This window comes from Gloeomargarita sp. (assembly GCF_053491055.1).
On sequence record NZ_JBRCEP010000090.1, the window covers coordinates 1 to 16213 of the forward strand.

At 59.8% G+C, this 16213-nt stretch carries 27 protein-coding genes; 2 read left to right on the forward strand and 25 right to left on the reverse strand.

Translation table 11 applies throughout. From position 1 onward, the window contains the following. Both secA and ACWISF_RS09895 read left to right on the forward strand, forming a co-directional pair. Window positions 1-2032: preprotein translocase subunit SecA (gene secA, locus ACWISF_RS09890; protein WP_448381422.1), on the forward strand; the 2032-nt coding region annotated here is incomplete at its 5' end. Window positions 2033-2154: 122 nt separating this feature from the next. Then, window positions 2155-3030, forward strand: a complete 876-nt coding sequence (locus ACWISF_RS09895) for a universal stress protein (protein WP_448381423.1) — start codon at window positions 2155-2157, stop codon at window positions 3028-3030. 16 nt (window positions 3031-3046) lie between these two features. Here the strand turns inward: ACWISF_RS09895 and psbM are convergent, their stop codons facing one another. The 25 genes from psbM to ACWISF_RS10020 all read right to left on the reverse strand — a co-directional run. Beyond that, the gene (gene psbM, locus ACWISF_RS09900; RefSeq protein ID WP_448381424.1) at window positions 3047-3154 is read right to left on the reverse strand and encodes a photosystem II reaction center protein PsbM; all 108 of its coding nucleotides are present in this window, start codon (window positions 3152-3154) and stop codon (window positions 3047-3049) included. Window positions 3155-3225: 71 nt separating this feature from the next. Further along, complete coding sequence (locus tag ACWISF_RS09905; protein ID WP_448381425.1) at window positions 3226-3534, reverse strand: 2Fe-2S iron-sulfur cluster-binding protein; 309 nt, start codon at window positions 3532-3534, stop codon at window positions 3226-3228. 70 nt (window positions 3535-3604) lie between these two features. Beyond that, window positions 3605-4189, reverse strand: a complete 585-nt coding sequence (locus ACWISF_RS09910) for a PAP/fibrillin family protein (protein WP_448381426.1) — start codon at window positions 4187-4189, stop codon at window positions 3605-3607. A 68-nt stretch (window positions 4190-4257) separates the two neighbouring features. Further along, on the reverse strand, window positions 4258-4704 hold the full coding sequence (gene rplO, locus ACWISF_RS09915; RefSeq protein ID WP_448381427.1) for a 50S ribosomal protein L15: 447 nt from the start codon (window positions 4702-4704) through the stop codon (window positions 4258-4260). A gap of 21 nt (window positions 4705-4725) precedes the next feature. Further along, on the reverse strand, window positions 4726-5253 hold the full coding sequence (gene rpsE, locus ACWISF_RS09920) for a 30S ribosomal protein S5 (protein WP_448381428.1): 528 nt from the start codon (window positions 5251-5253) through the stop codon (window positions 4726-4728). A 22-nt stretch (window positions 5254-5275) separates the two neighbouring features. After that, the gene (rplR, locus tag ACWISF_RS09925) at window positions 5276-5641 is read right to left on the reverse strand and encodes a 50S ribosomal protein L18 (protein WP_448381429.1); all 366 of its coding nucleotides are present in this window, start codon (window positions 5639-5641) and stop codon (window positions 5276-5278) included. A gap of 17 nt (window positions 5642-5658) precedes the next feature. Beyond that, a complete protein-coding gene (rplF, locus tag ACWISF_RS09930) occupies window positions 5659-6228 on the reverse strand; it encodes a 50S ribosomal protein L6 (protein ID WP_448381430.1) in 570 nt (189 codons plus the stop codon). Window positions 6229-6239: 11 nt separating this feature from the next. Further along, window positions 6240-6641, reverse strand: coding sequence for a 30S ribosomal protein S8 (gene rpsH, locus ACWISF_RS09935; RefSeq protein ID WP_448381431.1), 402 nt, complete (start codon window positions 6639-6641; stop codon window positions 6240-6242). A gap of 2 nt (window positions 6642-6643) precedes the next feature. After that, window positions 6644-7189 (reverse strand): 50S ribosomal protein L5, encoded by a 546-nt coding sequence (gene rplE, locus ACWISF_RS09940; RefSeq protein WP_448381432.1) that lies wholly within the window; start codon window positions 7187-7189, stop codon window positions 6644-6646. A gap of 1 nt (window position 7190) precedes the next feature. Further along, entirely contained in the window at window positions 7191-7616 is a 426-nt protein-coding gene (gene rplX, locus ACWISF_RS09945) for a 50S ribosomal protein L24 (protein WP_448381433.1), read from the reverse strand. Next, entirely contained in the window at window positions 7616-8017 is a 402-nt protein-coding gene (gene rplN, locus ACWISF_RS09950; protein ID WP_448381434.1) for a 50S ribosomal protein L14, read from the reverse strand. The genes rplX and rplN overlap by 1 nt, the downstream gene beginning before the upstream one ends. Then, entirely contained in the window at window positions 8014-8271 is a 258-nt protein-coding gene (gene rpsQ / locus ACWISF_RS09955) for a 30S ribosomal protein S17 (RefSeq protein ID WP_448381435.1), read from the reverse strand. Before rpsQ ends, rplN begins: the two co-directional genes overlap by 4 nt. After that, complete coding sequence (rpmC, locus tag ACWISF_RS09960) at window positions 8261-8470, reverse strand: 50S ribosomal protein L29 (protein WP_448381436.1); 210 nt, start codon at window positions 8468-8470, stop codon at window positions 8261-8263. Before rpmC ends, rpsQ begins: the two co-directional genes overlap by 11 nt. Continuing rightward, window positions 8448-8897, reverse strand: coding sequence for a 50S ribosomal protein L16 (gene rplP / locus ACWISF_RS09965; protein ID WP_448381437.1), 450 nt, complete (start codon window positions 8895-8897; stop codon window positions 8448-8450). Before rplP ends, rpmC begins: the two co-directional genes overlap by 23 nt. A gap of 6 nt (window positions 8898-8903) precedes the next feature. Then, window positions 8904-9638: a 30S ribosomal protein S3 gene (rpsC, locus tag ACWISF_RS09970; protein ID WP_448381438.1), complete on the reverse strand. Its 735-nt coding sequence runs from the start codon at window positions 9636-9638 to the stop codon at window positions 8904-8906. 1 nt (window position 9639) lies between these two features. After that, entirely contained in the window at window positions 9640-10005 is a 366-nt protein-coding gene (gene rplV / locus ACWISF_RS09975) for a 50S ribosomal protein L22 (protein ID WP_448381448.1), read from the reverse strand. Window positions 10006-10020: 15 nt separating this feature from the next. Then, entirely contained in the window at window positions 10021-10299 is a 279-nt protein-coding gene (gene rpsS, locus ACWISF_RS09980; protein WP_448381439.1) for a 30S ribosomal protein S19, read from the reverse strand. 2 nt (window positions 10300-10301) lie between these two features. Next, window positions 10302-11138: a 50S ribosomal protein L2 gene (gene rplB, locus ACWISF_RS09985; protein WP_448381440.1), complete on the reverse strand. Its 837-nt coding sequence runs from the start codon at window positions 11136-11138 to the stop codon at window positions 10302-10304. A gap of 6 nt (window positions 11139-11144) precedes the next feature. Continuing rightward, on the reverse strand, window positions 11145-11471 hold the full coding sequence (locus tag ACWISF_RS09990; RefSeq protein ID WP_448381441.1) for a 50S ribosomal protein L23: 327 nt from the start codon (window positions 11469-11471) through the stop codon (window positions 11145-11147). Then, entirely contained in the window at window positions 11449-12099 is a 651-nt protein-coding gene (rplD, locus tag ACWISF_RS09995) for a 50S ribosomal protein L4 (protein ID WP_448381442.1), read from the reverse strand. Before rplD ends, ACWISF_RS09990 begins: the two co-directional genes overlap by 23 nt. Before the next feature lie 3 nt (window positions 12100-12102). Beyond that, a complete protein-coding gene (rplC, locus tag ACWISF_RS10000; protein WP_448381443.1) occupies window positions 12103-12744 on the reverse strand; it encodes a 50S ribosomal protein L3 in 642 nt (213 codons plus the stop codon). A gap of 227 nt (window positions 12745-12971) precedes the next feature. Next, entirely contained in the window at window positions 12972-13421 is a 450-nt protein-coding gene (locus ACWISF_RS10005) for an allophanate hydrolase-related protein (RefSeq protein ID WP_448381444.1), read from the reverse strand. Then, window positions 13418-14743, reverse strand: a complete 1326-nt coding sequence (gene atzF, locus ACWISF_RS10010) for an allophanate hydrolase (protein WP_448381445.1) — start codon at window positions 14741-14743, stop codon at window positions 13418-13420. The genes ACWISF_RS10005 and atzF overlap by 4 nt, the downstream gene beginning before the upstream one ends. Before the next feature lie 75 nt (window positions 14744-14818). After that, window positions 14819-15613 (reverse strand): ABC transporter ATP-binding protein, encoded by a 795-nt coding sequence (locus ACWISF_RS10015; protein ID WP_448381446.1) that lies wholly within the window; start codon window positions 15611-15613, stop codon window positions 14819-14821. Window positions 15614-15645: 32 nt separating this feature from the next. Continuing rightward, window positions 15646-16213, reverse strand: a 568-nt coding sequence (locus tag ACWISF_RS10020) for an ABC transporter permease (protein ID WP_448381447.1), incomplete at its 5' end; no start/stop codon positions are given.

A 16213-nucleotide genomic window follows, 5' to 3' on the forward strand; every position in this document is an offset into this window, starting at 1 on the left:
CTACGAAGTAGATGAAAAGCAGAGAAATGTCATTCTCACGGATGAAGGTTTTGCAGAAGCAGAACGCCTGTTGGGGGTAACCGACCTATTCGACCAAAAAGACCCATGGGCGCACTTTGTATTCAATGCTCTGAAAGCGAAGGAATTGTTCCTCCGCGATGTGAACTACATTGTGCGCGATGGGGAAGTGATTATTGTGGATGAATTCACAGGGCGGGTGATGCCTGGGCGCAGATGGAGCGATGGTCTGCATCAGGCGATCGAGTCCAAAGAGGGCGTAGAAATTCAGCCCGAGACCCAGACCCTTGCCACCATCACCTACCAGAACTTCTTTTTGCTCTATCCCAAACTGGCGGGGATGACGGGCACAGCTAAGACAGAAGAGGCAGAGTTCAGCAAAATCTACAACCTTGAAGTAACTGTTATTCCCACCAATCGCCCCAGCGGCAGAAGGGACTTTCCCGATGTGGTCTATAAGACCGAAAGAGCTAAGTGGATGGCAGTAGCCAATGAGTGCGCTGAGATGTACAAGATCGGTCGCCCCGTATTGGTGGGTACTACCAGTGTGGAAAAATCCGAGTACCTATCTAGCCTGCTTACTCAAGTGGGCATTCCCCACAACCTGCTCAATGCTAGACCCGAAAATGTGGAAAGGGAGGCGGAGATCATCGCCCAAGCAGGACGCAAGGGAACGGTTACTATCGCTACCAACATGGCGGGGCGGGGGACGGATATTATTCTGGGGGGGAATGCGGAGTACATGGCGCGCCTGAAGGTGCGGGAGTATTTTATGCCCCGGTTGGTGATGCCCCAGCAAGACGATGGGCTGCAGGTTTTTGCGTCCCTGCTGGGGCAAAGTCGCCCTGGGGGCGTGGGGTTTGGCACGGGCCAGAAGGTCAAAACCTGGAAGGCGTCCCCCAACATTTTTCCGGCGGAACTTTCCCCGGAAACGGAACGGGCGTTGCGGGCGGCGGTGGATTTTGCGGTGCAGGTGTACGGGGAGCAGAGTTTGCCGGAGTTGGTCGCGGAGGATAAGATTGCCATTGCTTCGGAGAAAGCCCCAACGGATGACCCGGTGATTGCCCGCTTGCGGGAGGCCTACAACCTGGTGCGCCGGGAGTACGAAGTCTATACGCAAGCGGAACATGACGAGGTGGTGAAGCTGGGGGGCTTGTATGTGATTGGCACGGAGCGGCACGAGTCACGGCGGATTGACAACCAGTTGCGGGGGCGGGCCGGGCGGCAGGGCGACCCGGGGACAACGCGGTTTTTCCTGAGTTTGGAGGACAATCTCCTGCGGATTTTTGGCGGGGAGCGGGTGGCGGCGCTCATGGATGCCTTCCGGGTGGAGGAGGATATGCCGATTGAGTCGCCGTTGCTGACGCGGTCGTTGGAAGGGGCGCAAAAGAAAGTAGAAACCTACTATTACGACATCCGCAAACAGGTGTTTGAGTACGATGAGGTGATGAACAACCAACGGCGGGCAATTTATGCGGAGCGCAGACGGATTTTAGAAGGGCGGGATTTGCGGGAATTGGTGATTCAATACGCCGAAAAAACTATTGATGATATTATTGCGGCTTACATCAACCCGGATTTACCGCCGGAGGAATGGAATTTGACGGCCCTGGTGGAAAAGGTCAAGCAATTTATCTATCTATTGAGTGATTTGGAACCCAGTCAATTGGAGGATTTAACCCTGCCGGAAATCCAGGCGTTTTTGCATGAGCAAGTCCGCATTGCCTACGACATGAAAGAGGCGCAGGTGGAGCAAATCCGTCCGGGTTTGATGCGAGAAGCAGAACGATTTTTCATCCTGCAACAACTGGATACGCTGTGGCGGGAGCATCTGCAACAGATGGATGCGCTGCGGGAGTCGGTGGGGTTGCGGGGTTATGGGCAACAAGACCCCCTGATTGAGTACAAAATTGAGGGTTATGAATTGTTCCAGGACATGATGACCAACATTCGCCGCAACGTGGTGTATGCCCTGTTCCAGTTCCAACCCCAGGGGCAACCGGTGGCCAGTTAGGGGCGTTTTGATTTTTGTGAACGTTTGGGCGGTTCAATTTGAAGAAACCTAACGAAATGGGGCAGGGCGGGGGTAGCTGGTCTCACCCTAATAAGTAGATCGGCGCAGAGGAGGATAGCCCCATGATTCGCAAAATACTGGTGGCGGTGTCCGGGACAGGGCATACGGAGGAAATGCTCAATGCCCTGATTGACCTGCCCTGTATTGCCCAAGCCCAGGTGACGCTGTTGCACGTGGTCACGCCCCAGGCATCGGCGCAGGACATGGTGGCCAAACAGGCAGAAGGGGTAGAAATTCTCAAAAATTCCCTGGCGAAAATCCATGTGTGCCGCCCGGAGGGGGCAAACACGGCCTGTTTGAAACCTGCGCAGGTGACGACCATGCTCCGGGAGGGGGACCCCAAAGATGTCGTACCCCGCGTGGCCGACGAATTGGCAGTGGATTTGATCATCATGGGTTCGCGGGGGCTGGGACGGCTGCGGGCCATTCTGGAAAACTCCGTGAGCCAGTATGTGTTTCAACTGGCATCGCGTCCCATGTTGCTGGTCAAGGACGATACCTACGTGGAAAAAATCCAGCGCCTGCTGGTGGCCTACGACGGTTCCCCCAGCGCCAAGCAAAGCCTGGAGATGGCCCTCTTCCTCCTCCAGGACCTCAAGGGGGGCGAACTGGTGCTCGCCGAGGTCAACCCTCCCCTGCAAGGAGTCACGCTGGCGGAATTGCTCCAAAACCCGGAAGCCAGCCCCGTTCTGGCCGAGGCGATCCAAAAAATCCGGCAACGGGGCCTCAAGTACCGCTGTGTGGTGCGCGAGGGCGACCCTGGGGTTACCCTCTGTGAAATTGCCCAGGAAGTCGCCGCCGACTTGGTGCTGTTGGGTTCCCCGGACCGCCGTCCCACCATTGCCCGTAGCCTGGTGGATTTGGACCGGCTGCTCGGCAATTCCGTATCCGATTACGTGCGGGTACACGCCGATAGCCCGGTGTTGCTGGTGCGCTGATTGCCCAGGGTCAACGCTACCCTTCGCCGCGGCTGGCCGTCTGCACGTAGAGGATGATCAAAAAGGCAGAAGGAATCAAAACCAGCAGGGCAGTGCCAATCAGGGCCAAAATATTCACTTCCATCGGTGGCGACCTCCAAAACTCCAAATTCTACTCTAGCGGAGAATGGAGCGCCACAGTTTTAAGGATTGTAGCTAGGGTTTGGTCTTGACCGTCACCGGGCCATAGACCAGGGTTTGGCAGGCCAGCCGACAGTGGGGCTTTTTGCGGAGCTTGCGCTGCTCGAAGGCGGTAGGCGGCGATAGGTATTCCCCACCCGCTAGGATTTCCACCACACACGTGCCACACTGACCCACACCGCCGCAGTTGAGCAACTTTCCCTGCCAGGTGTACAGGTCAATCCCATGGGCCAACGCCTGCTGCCGCAAATTGGCCCCGTTGGCTACAATCACCTCTTTCCCTTCTCTGGTAAAGCAAATGCTGGCTGTCGTGGCGGCGACCATAGCAACCCCCAACGGCGAAATTTCGTTACATTTCTATAGATTACTGTAACATCACCGGGTTCCGGCGGGGTCACACCCGGCTCAGGACGAACACATTCCCCTTGTCGCCCCGGCTAATCCGCAGGTCAATGTCCAGGTAGGTAATGTCCAACCAGCCCTGGGAACGGCTGCCATCGAGGGGAATACGCAGCAAGGGCAGGGGTTCGTCCCGCTCCAACTGCGCTAGCCATTGGGTGGGGTTTTGGTAGTCCACAAACCGCTGCAAGCCCAACAGACTCTGTTCAAAGTAGATAGCAATGCGGCTGGGATTGACCACGGTAAACCGGGCTTTAACGGCCAACACCCCTTCTAACAAGGGCAACCCCTGGACCTCGACCAGATTGTACACTCGGCTTTTGTCCGCTTGGATCACCTGATAGATTTGCCCTAGGGTCACCCCCGGCAGCCGCCCTAAACCCAGTACATCCGCGCTGGTGGTGTAGAGCAGTTGCCAGCAACCGCTGAGCAATTCCGAGGCTTGTACCGGGTTGGCCGTCGGGTTTTGGGCTTCCAGTTGGCGAATCAGTTGGTCTAACTCGGCCTGCATCCGGGGCGACGCCAACAACCCCCGGTTGGTGCCCGCCACCGCCTTGAGCAGTTTGACCTTTTCCTGCATAGCGCCCCCCTGTGACCCATTACCGTTATTAGACCAGGTTTTGGGGGTCCGCACAAGCGGGCAATTCCCTAGGTCTCCCGTTGGCACTGCCCACCGGCGGCGGTGATTTTGGCCTCGGCAGTAGCGCTAAAGGCCGCCGCCACCACGGTGAGGGGACGGTCAATCTCCCCATCGCCCAGAATTTTTAACGGGCCCTGGGGCTGTTTGACCCAACCGGCAGCTTGGAGGGCCGCCAGGGTGACGGGTTGCTCCCCTGGCCAGCGGGCCAAATCCCCCACGTTGAGAATGGTGTAACGGGTGGGGTTAACCGACCGGAAACCGTGCAGTTTGGGGAGCCGCCGGTACAAGGGGTTTTGGCCCCCTTCAAACCCCGGACGGGTGGAGCGGCCAGAACGGGATTTTTGCCCCCGCATGCCAAAACCGCAACTGGCGCCTTGGCCCGCACTGATGCCCCGGCCTACCCGGCGCCGCCGATGCTGGGAACCCGGTTGGGGATGCAAATCGTGTAGCCGCATGGTGCGCCCCTCCCTACCTGGTTAACCGTAGAGTTGTTCGATGGGAATGCCCCGCTCCTGCGCCACCTGGGAGAAGGTCCGCAGACTGGCTAAGGCGGCAATGGCTGCACGGGCGTTGTTCAGGGGGTTGCTCGACCCCAATTGCTTGGCCAGTACGTTTTTCACCCCGGCCAATTCCAGCACCGTCCGCACCGCCCCCCCGGCAATCACCCCGGTTCCCGGCGCCGCCGGCCGCATCAGGACACTCGCCGCCCCAAAATCGGCCCGCGTGGGGTGGGGAATCGAGTTGGCGCGGGTCAAGGGCACCGTGATCAGGTGCTTTTTGCCATCGGCGACCCCCTTGCGCACCGCTCCGCTGACATCGTTGGCCTTGCCGACACCCACGCCCACTTGTCCCTTCTCATTCCCCACGACGACAATGGCGCGGAAACTCAGTTTTTTGCCTCCCTTGACCACCTTGGTCACCCGCCGGGTTTGCACGACCCGCTCTTGCCATTCCGGTTCCTTTTCCGGGGTACGGGCAGCTTTGCTGCGACGTTCTTTAGCCATGTGCTTCTCCTTTGCCGTTGCTCTAAAATTCTAATCCGGCGGCGCGGGCCGCTTCGGCGAGGGCTTTGACCCGCCCGTGGTAGAGGTTGCCCCCCCGGTCAAACACCACCCGCTGAATACCCTTGGCCAAGGCCCGCTCGGCAATCACTTGCCCGACCTTGGCCGCCGCCGTGCAGGTGGCGCCGTTGTTGTTGAGTTCCTGACGCAAGGCCGGTTCCACCGAGCCAGCCGCCGCCAGGGTGTGGTGCCGCGTGTCGTCAATTACCTGGGCATAGATGTGCCGATGGGAACGAAAGACCGCCAGACGGGGGCGCTCCGGGGTGCCCACCACCCGTTTGCGGATGCGGCGGTGCCGACGTTGAACAGCCTCGATACGGGTGAGTTTCATGGTCGTGATCCGGTTGACTACTTCTTCTTACCAGTGGTTTTGCCTTCCTTGCGCCGCACGACTTCGCCGAGGTAGCGAATCCCCTTGCCCTTGTAGGGTTCCGGGGGCCGCACAAAGCGAATCTGCGCCGCCATATTCCCCACCTGCTCCTTGTCAATCCCCCGCACCACAATGATAGTGCCCTGGTTGACGCTTTTGCCGCTGGCATCCTCAATCCCCAAGGTGATCCCCGGCGGCGGGGTCACTTCCACCGGATGGCTATAGCCCACGTTCAACACCAGCTTGCTCCCGGACATCTGCGCCCGGTAGCCCACCCCCTGGATTTCCAACTTGCGCTCGAACTCCTTGGCCACCCCCTCAACCATGTTGGCCACCAGGGTCCGGCATAGCCCGTGCAGTTGCCGGTTTTGCCGGGAATCGTCCACCCGCTGCACCAGCAAGCGGTTCTCCTGCTGCTGCACCACCACCCCAGCGGGCAGGTCCCGCTGAAGTTCCCCTTTTGGACCTTTTACCCGCACCCGTTGCCCTTCCAGGGTCACGGTCACCTTGGCGGGGATAGGAATCGGTCGTTTACCAATCCGGGACATGACCCCCCCTCCTACCAGACATAACACAACACTTCGCCGCCGATGCCGTTTTTGCGGGCTTCCCGGTCGGTCATGATCCCCCGCGAGGTGGAAATCACCGCAATGCCAATTCCCCCCAGCACCCGCGGCAACTCCCGGTGGTTGGCATACACCCGCAACCCCGGACGGCTGACCCGCTTGAGGGCACGGATCACCGGCTGCCGCCGCCGCCCCCCGGTGTACTTCAGGGTGATGACCAGCACCCGCCGCACCCCCTCGCCCTCCTCGCGAAAGTCCTGGATAAACCCCTCTGTCTTGAGCACCTGGGCGATGCTGCGGGTCATCCGGGTCGCCGGAACCTGGGTGGTCTGGTGGCGCGCCAAGCCCGCGTTGCGAATCCGGGTGAGCATATCGGCAATGGTGTCGTTAACCATCGTTAGTTCTCCCGAAACGGCATCCCCAGCGCTTTGAGCAAGGCCAACCCCTCCCGGTCCGTGCGGGCCGTGGTAATGATGGCAATGTCCATCCCCCGAATTTTGTCAATCTTGTCATATTCGATCTCAGGAAAAATCAACTGCTCCTTTAACCCCAAACTGTAATTTCCCCGCCCGTCAAAACTCTTGGGGCTGATCCCACGAAAGTCGCGAATCCGGGGCAAAGCCAGGTGAATCAACCGCTCCAAAAAGCTGTACATCCGGTCGCCCCGCAACGTCACCATCATCCCCACCGGCATCCCTTTGCGGATTTTGAACCCGGCAATCGCCTTTTTCGCCCGGGTCACTACCGGCCTTTGCCCGGTGATTAGGCTGATTTCTTGCAGGGACGACTCCAGAGCCTTGGCGTTTTGCGCCGCCTCCCCCAACCCCCGGTTGACGGTGATTTTCACCAATTTCGGCACCTGGTGCACGTTGGTATAGCCAAACTCCTGCATCAGGCGGGGGACAACCGTTTCCTGGTAGTAGGTCTTCAGCCGCTGGGCCATCCTAGTTCCCTCCCTTCTTCGGTGGTTTGGGCAAAAGGAGTTCGCCGGTCTTTTTCAGCATCCGCACCTTGCGCCCGTCTGGCGTATAGGTGTGGCAGACCCGGCTGGCGACCTCTTTTTCCCGCGAATAGAGCATGACCTTGCTGCTGTGGATGGGGGCTTCTACCCGGACAATTTGGCCTTTTTCCCCCTCCCGCTGGGGTTTGACATGTTTGGTGCGGATGTTCACCCCCGCGACGACCACCTGGCTGGTCTCCGGCAACACCCGGAGAACTTCCCCCACTTTCCCCTTGTCGTCGCCGCTAATGACCTGCACCAAATCCCCCCGGCGGACGTGCATCTTGTAGCGGAGGCCGTTGCGGTGGGGCCGCACCCCTTTTTGTTTGGTCAGTTTTTTGACCAACCCCGGTTGCAAACGCCGTACCATCACAACACCTCCGGCGCCAAAGAAACAATTTTGGTAAAGTTGCGGTCCCGCAGTTCCCGCGCCACCGGGCCAAAGACCCGCGTCCCCCGCGGATTGCCGTCTTTGTTGATGATCACGGCGGCGTTGTCGTCAAACCGGATGCTCATGCCGCTTTCCCGGCGCACATTTTTGCGGGTGCGCACCACCACCGCCCGCACCACCTCGGACTTTTTCACGGGCATGTTGGGCGCCGCATCCTTGACCACCGCCACGATCACATCCCCCACGCCCGCCGTGCGCTTGTTGCCGCCGCCTTTGGTCAACCCTTTGCTGCCTACGGTCGCCCCCAACACCCGGATACACATAATCCGGCGGGCGCCGCTGTTGTCGGCCACGTTCAAATAGGTCTGGGGCTGAATCATGAGGCACCTCCTGGGGAAGTACTGAGAATTTCCACCACCCGCCAGCGCTTGGTGCGGCTCAAGGGACGGGTTTCCACAATCCGCACCCGGTCACCCTCTTGGCAGCGGTTCTCCTCGTCGTGCGCCTTGTACTTCTTCGTCCGCACCACAATCTTGCCGTAGCGGGGGTGGGCCACCCGCCGTTCTACCGCCACCACTACCGTTTTTTGCATCTTGTTGCTGACAACTTGCCCCACAAACTGTTTAACTGCCATGTTGCCGCCTCCTTTGGTGTTCGAGGGTCAACAATTGCGCCAATTTGTGCCGGGCATGCCGAAATTCATGGCTTTTGACCGGCTGGCGCGTCGCTTGGCGAAACCGCAGTTGAAAGAGTTCCTTTTTCACCGCCACAATGGCCTCGCGCAATTGGTCGTCGTCGAGGTCTTGGATGTCAGACATTTTGGGAAACGCCATCGCAAGACACCTCCTGACTGGCACGGGTAACAAATTTCGTTTTGATGGGCAGTTTGTAGGCCGCCAACCGCATGGCCTCCCGCGCCACGCTTTCGGGGACGCCGTTGCCCATCTCGAACAGGATGGTGCCGGGTTTGACCACCGCCACCCAAAATTCCGGGGAGCCTTTCCCCGAACCCATGCGGGTTTCCGCCGGGCGCATGGTCACCGGTTTGTCCGGGAAAATGCGAATCCAGATTTTCCCCACCCGCTTGATGCAGCGGTTCATGGCGCGCCGACAGGCCTCAATCTGACGGGCCGTGATCCAGGCCGGCGCCTGGGCCTGCAACCCGTAATCCCCAAAGACAATCGTATTGCCCCGGGTGGCCACGCCCCGCCGTGTGCCCCGCTGTTGTTTGCGAAATTTGGTGCGTTTTGGGCTGAGCATAATGGGCTACTCCTGTACCTCGGCTTCAGAACGGTCCTCAAACTGCTGGCGGCGCCGGGGGGGACGCAGGGCCGGTTTGCCGGTACGCACCGCCGACGCCTCTGGGGTGCTCGGCAGCACTTCCCCGCGAAACACCCACACCTTTACCCCCAAAATCCCATAGACCGTTTTGGCAATGCGCTGGGCATAGTCAATGTCGGCGCGCAGGGTTTGCAGGGGGACGCGCCCTTCCCGTACCCACTCGCTGCGGGCAATTTCCGCCCCGTTGAGCCGCCCGGACACCATGACCTTGATGCCCTGCACCTCCGCCCGCTGAGCCCGCTGAATCGCCTGCTTTATGGCCCGCCGGAACGCCACCCGCTTTTCCAACTGCTCGACGATGTAATCCGCCAGCAACGGGGCTTCCGCATCCACCTTGGCAATTTCCACCACCCGGATTTTCACCTGCTGCCGCCCCAGCAGTTTTTCCACGTCCTTGCGCAGCGCCTCAATGCCCGCCCCCCGCTGGCCCACCACCACGCCGGGGCGTCCCGTATGCACCGCCAGTTCGATCTGGTCGGCCTTGCGCTGGATGTGGATGCGGGCGATGGCCGCCTTGCTCAGCTTTTGCATCACAAACTGGCGAATTTTGTAATCCTCTTGCAACAGTTCCGGGTACTGCCGGGGAGCAGCAAACCAGCGGGACTGGTGCTCCCGGATAATCCCCAACCGAAACCCGACCGGATGTGTTTTCTGTCCCATCCTATTGCTCCTCCTTGTCGGCCCGTTCCCGCACCGCAATCGTGATGTGGCAGGTGGGTTTGTGAATCCGGTAGGCCTGCCCCCGCGCCCGCGGTTGGTAGCGCTTGAGCATCGGTCCCCCGTCGGCGCGGGCCTGGGTAATCACCAATTTGCTGCGGTCCAGGCCGTTGTTGTGTTCCGCATTGGCCGCCGCCGACCGCAACAGCTTCATCACCGGCCCACAGGGGCGATAGGGCATAAATTCCAAAATCATCAGGGCCTCCCGGTAGGTGCGCCCCCGAATCTGGTCCAACACCCGCCGTACCTTATTGGGCGACAAGCGGCTAAACCGGAGCACGGCCCGCACTTCTGGTCCTGTCGTGGCAATCACCCTGTCTTCCTCCTAACGTTTGGCCTTTTTATCGCTTTTGGTGTGACCCCGAAAGGTGCGGGTGGGGGCAAATTCCCCCAACTTGTGCCCCACCATCTGGTCGGTAATGTACACCGGGATATGCTGTCTGCCGTTGTACACCGCAATCGTATGGCCGATCATCTCCGGCACAATGGTGGAGGCCCGCGACCAGGTTTTGATCACCTGCTTTTCGTTGCGCTGGTTGAGCTTTTCGATTTTGCGCAACAGGTGGTCGGCCACAAACGGCCCTTTTTTCAAAGAACGCGCCATCTCTAGTCCCTCCCTTTGCGACGACGGATGATCAACTTGTCGCTCGCTTTGTGGCGAGGCCGGGTTTTGCGCCCTAAAGCCGGTTTCCCCCAAGGGGTCATCGGCGTACTGCGGCCAATGGGGGCCTTGCCCTCCCCGCCCCCGTGGGGATGGTCCACCGGGTTCATCACCGAACCGCGCACCTCAGGACGCCGACCCAACCAACGTTTGCGCCCCGCTTTCCCCAAAGTAATGTTGTTGTGCTCCACATTCCCCACCTGGCCAATGGTGGCATACGCCTCCCGCCGGAACAACCGCACCTCCCCCGAAGGCAACTTCAGGGCAACAAAATCCCCCTCCTTGGCCACCACCTGGGCGCTGGTGCCCGCACTCCGCACGATCTGCCCGCCTTTGCCCGGCGTCAACTCCACATTGTGCACCTCCGTCCCCAAGGGAATATTCCCCAAAGGCAGGGCATTGCCCACCTCAATCGGGGCATCGGGACCCGCCATCACCGTCGCCCCCACCTGCAAATTCCGCGGATGCAAAATGTAGCGTTTCTCCCCATCCCGGTAATAAAGCAGCGCCAGCCGCGCACTCCGGTTGGGGTCGTATTCAATCGCTGCCACCTTGGCCGGAATCCCCCGCTTATCCCGGCGAAAATCCACCAACCGATACAACTGTTTGTGGCCGCCGCCCCGATGGCGGGTGGTGATCACCCCCCGGTTGTTACGCCCTTTGGGGGAATGGTGGAAGGCCACCAGCGACTTTTCCGGCTCGGTCTTGGTAATCTCCGCAAAATCCGATACCGAGCGGCCACGGGTGCCTGGGGTCAAGGGGCGATACAGACGTAACGGCATGGGCTGCTAGACCTCCGGAAACAGAACAATTTTGTCACCAGCAGCCAGGGTCACAATGGCCTTTTTGTAATGGGGCTTCTGGCCGACAAACCGCCCCACCCGCCTGCGCCGCTCTGCCGGGTGCAAGGTATTGACCGCCACCACCCGCACCCCAAACAGCAACTCGATCGCCGCCTTGATCTCCGGCTTGGTCGCCCGCGGCTGCACCGCAAAGGTGTATTGGTTTTGCTCTAACAACCGCGTCGCCTTCTCTGTCACCAGCGGGCGGATAATGCAATCCACCAACCGCCGCGGGTCGTTCTGGCGGGGTTTAAGCGTGGTGATCCGACCCATCCCCGTACACCTCCTGAATTTTGCGCAACGCCCCCACCGTCACCACCAGGGTATCCGCATGGAGAATGTCCCACACATTCAACTGGTCCGCCCGCAGCAGCGTGATATAGGGCACATTCCGCACCGACAACCCCAGCGTCTCGGTAATTTCCGGCACAATCAATAACACTTTGGTCTCCGGCGGCACCCCCCAGCGCTGCAACGCCTGCACCATTTCCTTGGTCTTGGGCCGGGGCAGGTGCGCTGCAAATTCCTCCACCACAATCGTCTGCTCGGCGCGGCTCATCAAGGCCGTCCGCAAGGCCAATCGCCACTCCTTGCGGTTCATCTTGAGCAGGTAATCCCGCGGTTTGGGGCCAAAAATCACCCCCCCGCCCCGCCACAAGGGCGACCGATTGGAACCGGCCCGCGCCCGACCCGTCCCCTTTTGCCGCCAGGGTTTGCGCCCACCGCCGCTGACTTCCGCCCGGGTTTTGGTACAGGCTGTTCCTTGCCGGGCATGGGCCAACTGACGCACCACCGCCCGATGCAGAAGGTGGTTGGCCGTCTCCGGTTTCGCCACCCGCAGCGTCCAGGACGCCTCACCGCTGGTTTCCCCTTGCCAATTCTTCACCGTTAGTGCCACCATCGCTTACCCCTTTGCCCCCACCCGTTTGGCAGGCGTCACACTCACCAAAGCCCCTGGTTTTCCCGGCACCGACCCCTTGATCAGCAACAAATGGCGCTCCGTGTCCACCTGAAAAACACATAAATCTTTAATCGTCACCCGTTGGTTGCCCATGCGGCCTGCCATGCGTTTCCCCGGATAGACCCGTCCCGGCGTCGTCCCCGGCCCAATCGAACCGGGCTGACGGTGGTTTTTGGAACCGTGCGCCATCGGCCCCCGCCCAAAATGGTGCCGCCGTTGATACCCGGCAAACCCCCGCCCGATGCTGGTGCCCACCACATCCACCCGTTGCCCCGGCTGAAAGATCGCCACCGTGATCTGCTGCCCTAGTTGGTACTGGGTCGGATCATCCAAACGGTATTCCCGCAGATGCTTCAGCCACGGGGCATTCGCCTTTTGTAAGTGCCCCCGCTCCGGCTTGCTCAGGGTCTTTTCCCGGGTCACCCCATACCCCAATTGCACCGCATTGTAACCGTCCGTGGCCGTGGTTTTGAGTTGCGTCACCGTACAAGGCCCGGCCTGCACTACCGTCACCGGCACCGCCTTGCCCGTTTCGTCAAAAAGCTGGGTCATGCCCAACTTGGTTCCCAAAAGTCCCAGCGCCACGGTCTGCCTCCTAATCTATCCATTCCAACCCCGAACCGGCCTCCCTCTCCCGCGAGGAACAGCCGTTATCGGTATGGCTCACGCACGCATCACCAGTCCTCTGCCTGCCGCCCCAGGACTTGAGTTCCCGCAGCCTGATTGATGGCTTCGCCACGCTGACGGTAAACCCAGTATCCCCCGCCCTCTCGGTAGCTACCGAGGCAGCGGCTTAGCGACACGATCTAAAATCATAGACCGCTTTTAAGAATTTGTCTAGAGGGTAAGGGGAATTTTTTTGCGCCTGGCGCTGCCAGATAGGCCCGCCAACCGCCGTAATGGGAAATATCCAGGGCATCCGCCACCGCAAACGACTCACACACAAAGCCCTTGACCGTTTCCCCGTCTTCTAAAATCAGCGTGCCAATCCCCAAGGGCGAGGGAATCTGCGCCACAAATTGACCAAAACTGGTAGCTGACAAAGCCCAGACTTCCACTTCAATGGCATAGCCCGGTTGCCCTGCCCCTTGGCGCACCAGACCGGGTTTGGGTATCTCCCCACCGGTAAGGGCGTACAGCCGATAGAGGGGTGCGGTGGTACAGGTACGCAGGCACCGAGCCTGTAATTCTTGCAACTGATAGTTCAAAGGTTGTCCGGTCAAATGGGCACCGACGACCGCCAGGCGGTAGGGTTCGGTCATGGGGACACCTCCTGCTCAGCCATTGCAGTCGCTCCTAACATTCCCCCCAGCGCCGCTTGATACCGTTGCCCCCAGTGGCACAGCCATTGATCCTGCCCCGCCCTTGCCATGAGGGTGATGCCGGTCGGGAGACCGTTGGGTTGCCTGCCGCTCGGTACTGCCAAGGCACACAGGTCGAGTAAATTCACAAAGTTGGTGTACCGTCCCAAATGGCGATTCAGGGCGATGGGTTCAGCCAGCACTTCTGCCACCCGGTAAATCGTCCCGGTGGTGGGTAGAACCAGCATGTCCATCTGCGCCCATTGCGCCTCGGTTTCCCGTTTCAGCGCCGCCAGACGGTACATATCCCGGAACACCTGCACCCCGGAAATGGACTCACCCGCTAAGATAATTTGCCGCACCACCGGGTCAACCCCAGTCTGGTGCTGGTGGAGAAATTCCCCCACCGCCGCCGTCCGCTCCGCTAACCACGCCCCCTCATACAACAAGTCACCCGCCGCCAAAAACGGCATAACATCCACCGTGACCAAGGTACAACCCAACCCTGCCAGCCGGGTCAACGCCTGCTGGTAATTCTCCGCCGCCGCCTGATTGCCAAAAAAATCCAACTGCTCCCGCGGCGGCACCCCCACCCGCAGACCCGGCGGTTGCTCCGTCCACTGGGGCAACCGGGAAAAGGGGTCCAGGGGGTCAAACCCAGCAGTCACCCGGAGAATCGCCTGGGCATCCCGGCAGGTCAGGGCAAAGATGGACACACAATCCAGACTCCGCACGGCGGGCACCACCCCCTGGGTACTCAGATAACCCCGGGTGGGTTTCAAGCCCACAATCTGGTTAAACGCCGCAGGCACCCGCCCGGAACCCGCCGTATCCGTCCCCAAACTAAAACTCACCAGCCCCGCCGCCACCGCCACCGCCGACCCGGAACTCGACCCCCCCGGAATGTACTCTGGGTGAAAGGGATTGCGGCAAATGCCGTAGGGCGAACGGGTGCCCACCAACCCCGTCGCAAACTGATCCAAATTGGTTTTCCCGATGGGGATTGCCCCGGCGGCGATTAACCGGTTCACCACCGTCGCCGACTTTTGGGGCGTATAGGCAAAACTGGGACACCCCGCCGTGGTGGGCACCCCCGCCCAATCGATATTGTCCTTGATGGCAAAGGGAATGCCGTACAGGGGCAACTGGCTCGGTTCAGTTTTGGTCAACGCCTGCGCCCGCCGTACGCTCTCCTCCTTGGGCGCTAAATAAATCCACACCGCCGGGTCGGCATAGCGTTCAATCCGGGCGTACACCGTTTCGACAACGTCAACTGGGGTCACCTGCCCAGCAAGGTACGCCTGGCGCAACGATGACAGATCGAGACTTAGGGGCATAAATGACCTGAAAGGATGGCCTTAAGCCGCCAACGCCGGGGTAGGAGCATTCGCCCGTCCCTGTTGCCGCAGGATGCGCACCAATTCATCCCGGTAGTCGTGGAAACGTGGGTGACGTTTGATTGCCATCACCCCCACACTCCGATCCGGCAGTTCCACCCGTATCTCCCGGCAGATGCGCCCTGGGTGACTACTCAAAGCGAAAATCCGGTTCGCCAAAAACACCGCCTCCTCCACATCGTGGGTGATCATAAACACGGTCAAACGGGTGCGTTGCCACAGCTGCACCATAAATTCGTGCATGGTTTCCCGGGTGTGCAAATCCAACGCCCCAAAGGGTTCATCCAGCAATAAAATCCGGGGTTCCGCCGCCAACGCCCGGGCAATCGCCACCCGCTGTTTCATCCCGCCAGACAACTGCCGGGGCAACGCCTGGGCAAACGCCGTCAACCCCACCACCTCCAGATAATACTGCGCCTGCTCCCGCCGCACCCGGGGGGAAATCCCGTGCAATTTCAGCCCAAACTCCACATTCTCCTGCACCGTCATCCAGGGGTACAGGGAGTAATGCTGAAAGACGATTCCCCGATCCGCCCCAGGGCCCTTCACCCGTTGTCCATCAATCCACACCCCCCCACGCGTCGGCTGATCCAACCCCGCAATCTGCCGCAGGAGAGTGGACTTGCCCGATCCAGAAGCCCCCACCACACAGACAAATTCCCCAGCAGCCACAGAGAAATTAATATCCTCCAGCGCCACCAACGTCCCCCGCTTGGTCGGGAAATGTTTGCTCAACTGTCGCACCTGTAAAAACATGAAGGCACCTCCCAATTGGTTATAGAAACAACTCATTTCGCATCCGCCCAAGGACTGGTCAACCGCACCAGATATTGAAACAACAAATCCAACCCCAACCCGATTAGCCCAATCACGATAATTCCTACAAAAATTTCATCCGTTCGCAAAAATCTGCCCGCCAAACTAATCCGTCGCCCCAACCCCTCCGTCGCCGCTACCAATTCCGCCACAATCACCAACTGCCAAGCCGCTGCCAAATTGATCCGACAGGCATCCAAAACCCCCGGCAGGACATAGGGAAAAATCACCTGCATCACCGTCGCCATCCGATTTCCTCCTAACATATACGTGGTTTCAATTAACTCCTTCGGCACAAATTTCACCGTATCCATCACCATCAACGCATTGAAAAAAAACGTACCAATAAAAATCAGCGTCACCTTCGGTTCTTCCCCCACCCCCTGATACAAAATCAACAGGGGAATAAACGCGGGCGCCGGCATATAGCGCATCAAGCCAAACAGGGGTTCCAACAACGCCCGGATACTGGCAAAACTTCCCATCAGCAGTCCCACCGGAATCCCCACCAACGCCGAGAGGGCAAACCCCACCCCCACC